The 12,082-nt window shown below is 61.5% G+C and carries 9 protein-coding genes and 1 pseudogene; all 10 read left to right on the top strand.

Going from position 1 to position 12,082, the window contains the following annotated elements; genetic code table 11:
* Positions 1–24 precede the first annotated feature (24 nt).
* The 10 genes and pseudogenes from HBO12_RS13755 (at position 25) to gltB (ending at position 12,079) form a co-directional block, all read left to right on the top strand.
* Entirely contained in the window at positions 25–168 is a 144-nt protein-coding gene (locus HBO12_RS13755; protein ID WP_169952392.1) for a hypothetical protein, read from the top strand.
* Between the two features lie 25 nt (positions 169–193).
* The gene (pilM, locus tag HBO12_RS13760; protein WP_170042387.1) at positions 194–847 is read left to right on the top strand and encodes a type IV pilus biogenesis protein PilM; all 654 of its coding nucleotides are present in this window, start codon (positions 194–196) and stop codon (positions 845–847) included.
* On the top strand, positions 847–1,398 hold the full coding sequence (locus tag HBO12_RS13765; RefSeq protein WP_169952387.1) for a PilN domain-containing protein: 552 nt from the start codon (positions 847–849) through the stop codon (positions 1,396–1,398). Before pilM ends, HBO12_RS13765 begins: the two co-directional genes overlap by 1 nt.
* Positions 1,395–2,015, top strand: a complete 621-nt coding sequence (locus tag HBO12_RS13770; RefSeq protein WP_169952385.1) for a type 4a pilus biogenesis protein PilO — start codon at positions 1,395–1,397, stop codon at positions 2,013–2,015. Before HBO12_RS13765 ends, HBO12_RS13770 begins: the two co-directional genes overlap by 4 nt.
* An 86-nt stretch (positions 2,016–2,101) precedes the next feature.
* Positions 2,102–2,527: pseudogene (locus HBO12_RS13775) on the top strand (pilus assembly protein PilP); the annotation flags it as partial.
* Positions 2,528–2,596: 69 nt separating this feature from the next.
* On the top strand, positions 2,597–3,928 hold the full coding sequence (locus HBO12_RS13780; protein ID WP_170042560.1) for a type IV pilus secretin PilQ: 1,332 nt from the start codon (positions 2,597–2,599) through the stop codon (positions 3,926–3,928).
* Positions 3,929–3,932: 4 nt separating this feature from the next.
* The gene (gene aroK / locus HBO12_RS13785) at positions 3,933–4,451 is read left to right on the top strand and encodes a shikimate kinase AroK (protein ID WP_169952380.1); all 519 of its coding nucleotides are present in this window, start codon (positions 3,933–3,935) and stop codon (positions 4,449–4,451) included.
* Positions 4,452–4,598: 147 nt separating this feature from the next.
* A complete protein-coding gene (aroB, locus tag HBO12_RS13790) occupies positions 4,599–5,699 on the top strand; it encodes a 3-dehydroquinate synthase (protein ID WP_057958082.1) in 1,101 nt (366 codons plus the stop codon).
* Between the two features lie 10 nt (positions 5,700–5,709).
* Entirely contained in the window at positions 5,710–7,284 is a 1,575-nt protein-coding gene (locus HBO12_RS13795) for an SPOR domain-containing protein (RefSeq protein ID WP_169952376.1), read from the top strand.
* A gap of 349 nt (positions 7,285–7,633) precedes the next feature.
* A complete protein-coding gene (gene gltB / locus HBO12_RS13800) occupies positions 7,634–12,079 on the top strand; it encodes a glutamate synthase large subunit (RefSeq protein WP_169952374.1) in 4,446 nt (1,481 codons plus the stop codon).
* The last annotated feature ends 3 nt before the right edge of the window (positions 12,080–12,082 follow it).

The raw sequence follows: 12,082 nt of genomic DNA on the forward strand, positions 1-12,082 counted from the left end.
AATGAGTTAGGTGTCGGGATAGGCATGACTAAAGATGTATCGACCCGACCTGCAGATAAAAAGCGGGAAAAAACGCTGGGCATTAAAGCATTTTTCGCCTCGGAGCGTCATGGGCGCCGCTCAACCGAGCCGACCGAATGCATCAAACCCGGAACTGACCAGCCCTGAGACAGGCAAAGCTTTAGGGAGTTTTATGAAAAAGGGATTTTTCAGGCGAAAAGCCGATACCGTACTGGGCGTGGACATCCAGGACAGCAACGTGAAGATATTGGAGCTGGCCCGCGCCGGCGATGGCTATGCGGTGCGCGCGTATGCGAGCCAGCCTCTGCCTGGCCATGCGGTGCTCGACAGTAATATCGTTGATCTGGAGGTTGTCGCGCAGACCCTTTCCAAGGCATTGTTCCGGGCCCGGACCCAGGTCACCCATGCGGCAGTTGCCGTGGCGGGGCCATCGGTGATCAGCCGGGTGGTGGCGCTGGAGGCGGGGCTTGAGGCCGACGAGATGGAGCAGCGCCTGCGCTGTGAAGCCGACCAGTACATTCCTTATCCGTTAGATGAGGTTGCAATTGATTTTCAGGTCCAGGGCCCATCGGGTCGTGAACCCGGTTATGTTGATGTGCTGCTTGTGGCGTGCCTCAAGGAGCAGGTGGAGGCGCGCGAAGCAGTGTTGGCCCTGGCCGGCCTGGTTGCGCGAGTGGTGGATGTAGAGGCGTTTGCCCTGGCGCGGATGACCGACCAGGTGGTTGCCCGGATAGCGCCGGGGAGTGGGATCAATAGTGCACAATGGGCTGCCGATGCCCAGGGATTGCGGGTCGCCTGCGGTTTGGCCCTCAGGAGTTTCGATTGATGACAAGAATCAACCTTTTACCCTGGCGTGAAGAACGCGCTGAGCGCCGTCGCAAGTTCTTCCTGATTTTCCTGTTGGTGATCACCACTATTGCATTGGCCGCCGTATGGCTGGCCGACCGGGTCATTGACCGGGCGATTGATCGACAAGTGGCCCGCAACAACCACTTGAGCAAGCAAGTCACGGTGTTGGATTCGCGCATCAAGACCATCGACGAGCTGCGCGAACAGCGCCAGCAACTGATGGAGCGGATGAAGGTGGTCGAAGATCTCCAGGGTCATCGTGCATCGGGCCAGGAATTGTTCGAGCAGTTGGCCCGCGCGATGCCCGATGGTATCCAACTGAGCGAGGTCAGCGTCAGCGGCACATCGGTGCAAGTCACCGGCACGGCGGTGTCCAACGATGATGTCGCGCGGTTGATGCGTAGCCTTGAGGCTTCCAACAGCCTGCGGGCGCCCAATCTGCGTCATGTGAGGGCCGAGGAGGGCGCAGCCGGCAGTGCCTTCCAGTTGATGGTGGACCATGGGGAGCACCAGGAGACGCAGCGGTGAGCCTTGTGTCCAGCCCGTCAGGGCTGGCACTCCTGCAACTGTCCACGCTGTACCGCAACATCGCCCACTGGCCCTTGGCTGGCAGGATTCTGCTGGGCGCGGTACTTGCCTTGCTAGTGCTGGCGGCGGGGGATGCTATCTACCTGGGCGGTGCCCGTGAGGTCTTGCAGCGCCAGGAGGCGGGAGAAATAACGCTGCGCCAGCAGTTTGCTGCCAAAGCCCGGCAAGCCGCCGAGCATGAGGGCGTGGTACGTGAGCTTGAAACCCTGCGCACTGCCTTTGCCGAACAGTTGCGCCAAATGCCGACACTCACGCAAATGCCCGGCCTACTGGAAGACTTCGCCCGGCTGGGTCAGGTCAGTGGGGTGCTGGTCGAACAGCTCAGTGTGCTGGACGAGCAGGTGCAACCGGTGTTCGTCGAGCGGCCGATGCAGCTCAAGCTGGTGGGCACCTATCACGACCTGCTGGCCTTCATCAGTGGCGTGGCCGGGTTGCCGCAGATCGTGACCCTGCATGACTTTGTCATTCGCCCTGTGGATTCCCAGGCTGGCGCATTGCTGAGCCTGACGATGCTCGCCAAGACCTACCGGTACGGCAACCAGGGAGCATTACCATGAGCCGCTTCAAGGTTGCGGGCCTGGGCCTGGTCTTGCTTGCTGGATGCGACAGTGATCCGCAATTGCAGGCGCTGAACGCCGAGTTGCAAGCGATTCGCCAGCAGGCAGTGCCGTTGGCTGACGAAACGCCTGCAACACTGGCGGGACTACGCTTTGTCTCCAGCCCGACTCCCTTGCGTGACCCTTTCCAGCCGCCGGACCAACCCGCCAGTCGTCCCACCGGCAAGCCCGGGCCTGCCCCGGATCTCGACCGCCCCCGGCAGTTTCTCGAAGGGTTTGCTGTGGACCAGTTCCAGATGGTCGGCACCTTGTCCCTGGGCGCGCAGACATTTGCCCTGCTGCGCGGCGCGTCAGGGGTTCATCGCCTGGCGGTGGGGGATTACCTGGGTGCCGATCATGGGCGCGTCGTGAGGATCCATGAAGGTCAGTTGGAGCTGGTCGAACTTTTCCCCGATGGCGAGGGCGCTTGGCTTGAGCGCCCGCGCACCTTGGTGTTGAACGTGAACTCATAACGGAAGCAAAAAATGAAAAGGATTATTTCGTCCTTCGGTGTGGCGCTATGGATAGCGTTCACGGCACCGATGACTGAGGCTGTGCCCAATCGGATCGACCTGATTCACCTGCCACCACCCGGTGCTTCGCCCCAGGGTAGCGGGCGTGGCCCGTTTAGCGGCGACAAGCTCTCCCTCAACTTCCAGGACATCGAGGTCCGCGCAGTACTGCAGCAGATTGCCGACGTGGCCGGGCTTAACCTGGTGGCCGGTGATGATGTGCACGGCTCGATTACCCTGCGCCTCAAGGACGTGCCGTGGGATCAGGCCCTGGACCTGGTGCTGCAAGCCAAGGGCCTCGACAAGCGTGTGACGGCCAATGTGCTGCTGGTGGCGCCGGCCGAAGAACTGGCCGCCCGCGAGCTGCTGGCCCTGGAATCGCGCAAATTGATGACCGAGCTGGCGCCCCTGCGCCGGGAGCTGCTGCAAGTCAATTACGCCAAGGCGTCTGAGCTGGCCAAGCTGTTCCAGTCGGTAAGCGGGCCTGAGGGGGTGGCCGATGAGCGTGGCTCGGTGACGGTAGACGATCGCACCAACAACATCATTGCCTACCAGACGGGAGAGCGTCTGGAGGAGCTGCGGCGCATCGTCAATCAATTGGATATCCCGGTGCGCCAGGTGATGATCGAGGCGCGGATAGTCGAAGCCAATGTCGATTATGACAAAAGTGTGGGGGTGCGCTGGGGCGGGTTGCTGCGCAATAAAGGTAACTGGAGTGGTGGCGGGGTGGATAAAAGCCCGACAGGGGATGGCGAGTCTCCCGATAGCTCGCCCTTCGTGGACTTGGGCGTCGTCAATGCAAGCTCCGGCCTTGGCATCGCGTTTATCACCGATAACGTGCTGCTGGACCTGGAGCTCACCGCCATGGAGAAGGGCGGCAATGGCGAGGTGATTTCCCAGCCCAAGGTGGTCACGTCCAACAAGGAAACCGCACGGATTCTCAAGGGTACCGAGATTCCTTACCAGGAAGCTACGTCCGAGGGGGCGACCTCGGTCTCGTTCAAGGAAGCCTCGCTTTCTTTGGAGGTGACGCCGCAAATCACTCCGGACGACCAGGTAATCATGGAGGTTCGGGTGACCAAGGATGAACCGGACTACCTGAACAAACTCAACGATGTGCCGCCGATCAAGAAGAACGAGGTCAACGCCAAGGTGCTGGTCAGGGACGGCGAGACCATCGTCCTTGGCGGGGTTTTCTCCAAAAACCAGAGCAAGGTGGTAGATAAAGTGCCATTTTTGGGCGATGTGCCGTATCTTGGCCGCCTTTTCCGGCGTGATGTCGTTGCCCAAAGAAAATCCGAGCTGCTGGTATTCCTGACTCCGCGTATTATGAATAACCAGGCGATTGCTGTGAGTCGTTGATTCTGTGCGAAATTTGATTCTTGTAGGGCCGATGGGGGCTGGAAAAAGCACCATCGGCCGTTTGCTGGCCAAAGAGCTGCGCCTGCCATTCAAAGACTCCGATAAGGAAATTGAATTGCGCACGGGCGCCAATATCCCGTGGATCTTCGATAAGGAAGGCGAACTGGGCTTTCGTGACCGCGAACAGGCGATGATTGCCGAGTTGTGCGGCTGCGATGGCGTGGTATTGGCCACCGGCGGCGGTGCGGTGATGCGCGAGGAAAACCGACGGGCGCTGCGGGATGGCGGTCGGGTGGTCTATTTGCATGCGTCGGTCGAGCAGCAGGTAGGGCGCACCGCACGTGATCGCAACCGGCCATTGTTGCGTACCGCCAACCCCGAGAAAACCCTGCGGGACTTGCTGACCCTGCGCGATCCGCTTTATCGGGAAATCGCCGATCTGGTGGTGGAAACCGATGAACGGCCACCGCGCATGGTCGTAATCGACATTCTCGAACGCTTGCAGCAGTTGCCACCCCGTTAAAGCCAGGGCCGAAATGCGCTATCCTCGGCAGCGCGTTGCAACCGTCCGAGGTGTGGCGTAGAGCCATCAGGCAGCGTCCGATCTCGACGGTGCCGACAACGTTAATACAGGGCAGGACGCCTGCTTCCATCTTCAGCGCGGGGACACATGCAGACACTTAAGGTCGATCTTGGCGAGCGTAGCTACCCGATCCATATTGGCGAAGGCTTGTTGGACCAGCCCGAGTTGCTCGCGCCGCATATTGCCGGGCGACAAGTGGCAATCATCTCCAACGAGACCGTCGCGCCGCTCTACCTTGAGCGTCTGAGTCGCAGTCTTGCGGCGTATTCGGTGATCTCGGTGATTCTGCCCGACGGCGAAGCCTTCAAGAACTGGGAAACCCTGCAATTGATCTTTGACGGGCTGCTCACCGCGCGTCATGACCGGCGTACCACGGTGGTGGCCCTTGGCGGCGGCGTGATCGGCGACATGGCCGGTTTTGCCGCGGCCTGTTACCAGCGTGGCGTGGACTTTATCCAGGTGCCGACCACCCTGCTGTCCCAGGTCGATTCGTCGGTGGGCGGCAAGACCGGGATCAACCATCCCCTGGGCAAGAACATGGTCGGCGCGTTCTACCAGCCCAATGCCGTGCTGATCGACACCGCCACCCTCAATACCCTGCCGCCCCGCGAGCTGTCGGCGGGGCTGGCGGAAGTCATCAAGTACGGGTTGATCTGCGATGAGCCGTTCCTGACCTGGCTTGAAGAGCACGTCGATGCCTTGCGCAACCTGGACCAGGTGGCGCTGACCGAGGCTATCTCCCGCTCCTGTGCGGCCAAGGCGCTGGTGGTCAATGCCGACGAGCGTGAGTCTGGCGTGCGCGCCACCCTGAACCTGGGCCACACCTTCGGCCATGCGATTGAAACCCACATGGGCTATGGTGTCTGGCTGCATGGTGAGGCCGTGGCGGCTGGCACAGTGATGGCGTTGGAGATGTCGCAACGCCTGGGCTGGATCAGTGTCCAAGAGCGTGATCGTGGTATCCGCCTGTTCCAGCGCGCCGGGTTGCCGGTCATTCCTCCCGAGGAGATGACTGAAGCCGATTTCCTTGAACATATGGCGATAGACAAGAAAGTGATCGATGGTCGTTTGCGTCTGGTGCTGTTGCGCCGAATGGGCGAAGCGGTAGTGACCGACGATTATCCGAAAGAGATTCTACAGGCCACGCTGGGAGCGGATTACCGCGCCCTGGCCCAGCTGAAAGGTTAACCAGATCCCGATGACTAGTTTGCATGCCGACGAGGCTTTCCTCGGCCATTACCAGTTGAGCCATGACCCTTTTGCGCCACGGGTCCCCGGTTTCAAGTTTTTCCCTGCACAGCGCAAGCCGGTGCTGGGGCAGTTGCACCACCTGGCGCGCTACAGCCAGTTGCTGTTGGTGGTCACTGGCCCCTTGGGCAGCGGCAAGACCCTGCTGCGCCAGGCCCTGGTGGCCAGCACCAACAAGCAATCGGTGCAAAGCGTGGTGGTTTCCGCCCGTGGTGCCGGCGACGCGGCAGGTGTGTTGCGCCAGGTTGCCCAGGCGCTGGACGTGGCCAATGCCGAGCCGACTGCAATTCTCAAGCAAGTAGTGCAACTGGGCCTGACCGGCCAGGAAGTCTACCTGCTGGTGGACGATGCCGAGCAGCTCGACGAGTCCGCCCTGGAAGCGTTGCTCGCCCTGGCGGCGGGTACGCCGGAAGGGCGCCCGCATGTCTTCCTGTTCGGTGAGGCGTCGCTGATTGCCGACCTGGAGCAGCTCAGTGGCGAGCAAGAGCTGTTTCACGTCATCGAATTGCAGCCCTACGAAGAAGAAGAAACCCGCGAGTACCTGGCCCAGCGCCTTGAAGGTGCCGGCCAGGGCATCGAACTTTTCTCTGCCCAGCAGATCTCTGATATTCACGAAAGCTCCGACGGCTGGCCTGGCACCATCAACCAGGTGGCCCGGGATGCGATGATCGAAGCAATGATTGCCAGCCGCTCTGCGGTTAAGCGTCCAAAGATGGGGTTCACCATGCCGAAGAAACACGTACTGGCGATTTCTGCTGTTGTCGTGGTTGCCGTTGCCGCCGCCTGGCTGATTCCCGGCCGTAGCAAGGCCCCGACTGCTCCAGGTGCACCGACCGAGCAGGCGCAGCTGCCACTGGGCAAGCCCACTACCAATGGCGCACCAGCCGTTGAGTTTGCCGGCTCTGGCCAGCCTACCAACCTGCCGATGGTTGGCCAGCCGGTCATGCGTGGCCCGTTGGCAGAAGAGGCCGGTGCCATTTCCGAAGGCGACGACGGCGTGCCGGTAGAAGGCTCCAGCGCCACGCCACCGACCGTCACCACCGTGGCTCCGCCGCCTGGTGCAACAGCCAGCCCGGCACCGGTGCCTGCGGCCAAGCCGACGCCTGCGCCGACCCAGGTTGCCACCGCCAAGCCAACCCCGGCGCCAGTGGTCAAGCCGACGCCAGCCCCGGCGGCCAAGCCTGCACCCGTCGCCAAGCCTGCTGAAAAACCGGTGACCGTGGCCAAGGCCGCTGCCGGCAGCGGCTGGTACGGCAGCCAACCGGCGAAGAACTACGTGGTGCAGATCCTCGGCACCAGCTCCGAAGCCAACGCCCAGGCGTTCGTCAAAGAGCAGGGCGGCGAGTACCGTTATTTCAAGAAAGTGCTCAACGGCAAGCCTCTCTACGTGATCACCTACGGCAGTTTCCCGAGCCGTGCGGCAGCCGATTCCGCTATCAAAGCCTTGCCAGCGAAGGTTCAGGCTGGTAAACCTTGGCCTCGCACTGTTGCCAGCGTTCAACAAGAACTCGCAACAACTCGCTGAAGTCCGGCGACCTTACCCAGGTCGCCCTCCCAGCACCTCAAAAAAAACAACAAAGCGTGCAGCCCTGAAGGCCGCGCGCTTTGTGGTGTCTGCCTCACAGTAGCTTTTGAGTAGTAGCAGTCAAAATTAAAAAAGTTTTGACTAGCACAGCATATCGCTTTAAACCTTTCATAAATGCGACATAGATTTGCGACAGTTCGTCGCCAAATTTGTGGGCGTCTGTGTCGGTGTGTACAATGACCTCCCTTTTGCCCCCGCTAAGCCGGCGTACGTTCGGCGTGGAAGGTAACCGGTTGAATTGAAAAGAAATTTGCCTCGAAATAAGAGGCAGCCTGGTGAGAAAGTGTCTATGAAAGCAGGTCTGTACCAACCCGATGAATTCAAGGATAACTGTGGTTTCGGCCTGATAGCCCATATGCAGGGCGAACCCAGTCATACCCTTCTGCAAACGGCCATCGAGGCCCTGACCTGCATGACCCACCGCGGTGGGATCAACGCCGACGGCAAGACCGGTGACGGTTGTGGCTTGCTGATTCAAAAGCCCGACCTGTTCCTGCGCGCTGTCGCCAAGGAAACCTTCGGCGCCGATTTGCCCAAGCAATACGCGGTGGGCATGGTGTTCTTCAATCAGGACCCGGTCAAAGCCCAGGCCGCTCGCGAGAACATGAACCGCGAGATCCTCGCCGCCGGCCTGCAACTCGTCGGCTGGCGCAAAGTGCCGATCGACACCAGCGTGCTCGGCCGCCTGGCCCATGAGCGCCTGCCGCAGATCGAACAAGTGTTTATCGCAGGCGACGGCCTGAGCGACCAGGACATGGCGATCAAGCTGTTCACCTCGCGTCGCCGCTCGTCCGTGGCCAACGCCCTGGACACCGACCACTACATCTGCAGCTTTTCCCACAAGACCATCATTTATAAAGGCCTGATGATGCCGGCGGATTTGACCGCCTTCTATCCAGACCTGAGCGATGAGCGCCTGCAAACCGCGATCTGCGTGTTCCACCAGCGCTTCTCCACCAACACCCTGCCGAAATGGCCGCTGGCCCAGCCATTCCGCTTCCTCGCCCACAACGGCGAGATCAACACCATCACCGGCAACCGCAACTGGGCCGTGGCCCGTCGCACCAAGTTCGCCAACGACCTGATGGACCTCGAAGAGCTCGGCCCGCTGGTCAACCGCGTGGGTTCCGACTCCTCGAGCATGGACAACATGCTGGAACTGATGGTCACCGGCGGCATCGACCTGTTCCGTGGCGTGCGCATGATCATTCCGCCAGCGTGGCAGAACGTCGAGACCATGGACCCCGATCTGCGGGCGTTCTATGAGTACAACTCGATGCACATGGAACCGTGGGACGGCCCGGCCGGCGTGGTCATGACCGATGGTCGCTACGCGGTGTGCCTGCTCGACCGTAACGGCCTGCGCCCGGCGCGTTGGGTGACCACCACCAACGGCTTCATCACCCTGGCGTCGGAAGTCGGCGTGTGGAACTACCAGCCGCAGGACGTGATTGCCAAAGGCCGCGTCGGCCCTGGCCAGATCCTTGCCGTGGACACCGAAACCGGGCAGATCCTCGACACCGATGCCATCGATAACCGCTTGAAGTCGCGTCACCCGTACAAGCAATGGCTGCGCAAGAACGCCCTGCGCATCCAGGCGACCATGGAAGACAACGACCACGGTTCGGCTTTCTATGACGTCGACCAGCTCAAGCAGTACATGAAGATGTACCAGGTCACGTTCGAGGAGCGCGACCAGGTGCTGCGCCCACTCGGCGAGCAAGGCTACGAGGCCGTCGGCTCCATGGGCGATGACACGCCGATGGCCGTGCTGTCCCAGCGCGTGCGCACGCCGTACGACTATTTCCGCCAGCAGTTCGCCCAGGTGACCAACCCACCGATCGACCCGCTGCGTGAAGCCATCGTCATGTCCCTGGAAGTGTGCCTCGGTGCCGAGCGCAACATCTTCCAGGAATCGCCAGAGCACGCTTCGCGCGTGATCCTCAGCTCGCCGGTGATTTCCCCGGCCAAGTGGCGCTCGTTGATGACCCTGGAGCGTCCAGGCTTCGAGCGGCAGATCATCGACCTGAACTACGACGAGAGCCTCGGCCTGGAAGCTGCTGTGCGCAACGTCGCCGATCAGGCTGAGGAAGCCGTGCGCGCCGGTCGTACCCAGATCGTGCTGACCGACCGCCATATCGCCCCGGGCAAGCTGCCGATCCACGCTTCGCTGGCCACCGGCGCGGTCCACCACCGCCTGACCGAAAAAGGCCTGCGCTGCGACTCCAACATCCTCGTCGAAACCGCCACCGCCCGCGACCCGCACCACTTTGCGGTGCTGATCGGCTTTGGCGCCTCGGCGGTGTATCCGTTCCTGGCCTACGAAGTGCTGGGCGACCTGATCCGCACCGGCGAAGTGCTGGGCGACCTGTACGAAGTGTTCAAGAACTACCGCAAAGGCATCACCAAAGGCCTGTTGAAGATCCTGTCGAAGATGGGCATCTCCACCGTCACTTCGTACCGTGGTGCGCAGTTGTTCGAGGCTATCGGCCTGTCGGAAGAAGTCTGCGAGCTGAGCTTCCGTGGTGTGCCAAGCCGCATCAAGGGCGCGCGTTTCGTCGATATCGAAGCCGAACAGAAAGCCCTGGCTTTGGAGGCCTGGAGCGCGCGCAAGCCGATCCAGCAAGGTGGCCTGCTCAAGTTCGTGCACGGTGGCGAATACCACGCCTACAACCCGGATGTGGTCAGCACCCTGCAAGCCGCTGTGCAGCAGGGCGACTACGCCAAGTTCAAGGAATACACCGCGCTGGTGGATAACCGCCCGGTGTCGATGATCCGCGACCTGTTCCAGGTGAAAACCCTGGACACGCCGTTGGCTATCAGCGAAATCGAACCGCTGGAGTCGATCCTCAAGCGCTTCGACTCCGCCGGTATCTCCCTGGGCGCCTTGTCGCCCGAGGCCCACGAAGCCCTGGCCGAAGCCATGAACCGCCTGGGTGCGCGTTCCAACTCCGGCGAAGGCGGTGAAGACCCGGCGCGCTACGGCACCATCAAGAGCTCGAAAATCAAGCAGGTCGCGACTGGCCGTTTCGGGGTGACGCCGGAATACCTGGTCAACGCCGAAGTGCTGCAGATCAAGGTGGCTCAGGGCGCCAAGCCCGGTGAGGGCGGCCAACTGCCAGGCGGTAAGGTCAATGGTTTGATCGCCAAGCTGCGTTACGCAGTGCCGGGCGTCACGCTGATTTCGCCACCGCCGCACCACGACATCTACTCGATTGAAGACTTGTCGCAGCTGATTTTCGACCTGAAACAAGTCAACCCGCAGGCCCTGGTCTCGGTGAAACTGGTGGCGGAAGCCGGCGTGGGCACCATCGCCGCTGGCGTGGCCAAGGCCTATGCCGACCTGATCACCATCTCCGGCTATGACGGCGGCACCGGCGCATCGCCGCTGACCTCCATCAAGTACGCCGGTGCACCGTGGGAGCTGGGCCTGGCCGAGACTCACCAGACCCTGCGCGGCAACGACCTGCGCGGCAAAGTCCGGGTACAGACCGACGGCGGCCTGAAAACCGGCCTCGACGTGATCAAGGCCGCGATCCTCGGCGCCGAAAGCTTCGGCTTCGGCACCGCGCCGATGATTGCCCTGGGCTGCAAATACCTGCGCATCTGCCACCTGAACAACTGCGCCACCGGCGTGGCCACGCAGAACGAGAAGCTGCGCAAGGATCACTACATCGGCACCGTCGACATGGTGGTGAATTTCTTCACCTACGTCGCCGAAGAAACCCGTGAGTGGCTGGCCAAGCTGGGCGTGCGCTCCCTGCAAGAGCTGATCGGGCGTACCGATCTGCTGGACATCCTCCAGGGCCAGACCGCCAAGCAGCACCATCTGGACCTGACGCCGCTGTTGGGCAGCGATCACATCCCGGCAGACAAGCCACAGTTCTGCCAGGTCGACCGCAACCCACCGTTCGACAAAGGCCTGTTGGCCGAGAAGATGGTCGATATGGCCGGCTCCTCGATCAACGACGCCAGCGGTGGCGAATTCACCCTGGATATCTGCAACTGCGACCGTTCCATCGGTGCGCGGATCTCTGGCGAAATCGCGCGCAAGCACGGCAACCAGGGCATGGCCAAGGCGCCGATCACCTTCCGCTTCAAGGGCACCGCGGGCCAGAGCTTTGGCGTGTGGAACGCCGGCGGCCTGCACATGTACCTTGAAGGCGACGCCAACGACTACGTGGGCAAGGGCATGACCGGCGGCAAGCTGGTGATCGTCCCGCCCGTGGGTAGCATCTACAAGACCCAGGACAGTGCCATCATCGGCAACACCTGCTTGTACGGCGCCACCGGTGGCAAGCTGTTCGCCGCAGGGACCGCCGGTGAGCGTTTCGCCGTGCGTAACTCCGGTGCCCACACCGTGGTCGAAGGCACTGGCGATCACTGCTGCGAGTACATGACCGGTGGTTTTGTCTGCGTGTTGGGCAAGACCGGTTACAACTTTGGTTCGGGCATGACTGGCGGTTTCGCCTACGTGCTGGACCAGGACAACACCTTCGTCGACAAGGTCAACCACGAGTTGGTCGAGATCCAGCGGATCAGCGGCGAAGCCATGGAGTCCTACCGGAACCACTTGCAGCACGTGCTGGACGAGTACGTCGAGGAAACCGGCAGCGAATGGGGCCGTAACCTCGCCGAGAACCTCGATGATTACCTGCGTCGTTTCTGGCTGGTCAAGCCCAAGGCTGCCAACTTGAAATCGTTGCTTTCCAGCATCCGTGCCAACCCGCAGTGATAT

The organism is Pseudomonas sp. WS 5059, assembly GCF_012985525.1.
Taxonomy (GTDB): Bacteria; Pseudomonadota; Gammaproteobacteria; order Pseudomonadales; family Pseudomonadaceae; genus Aquipseudomonas.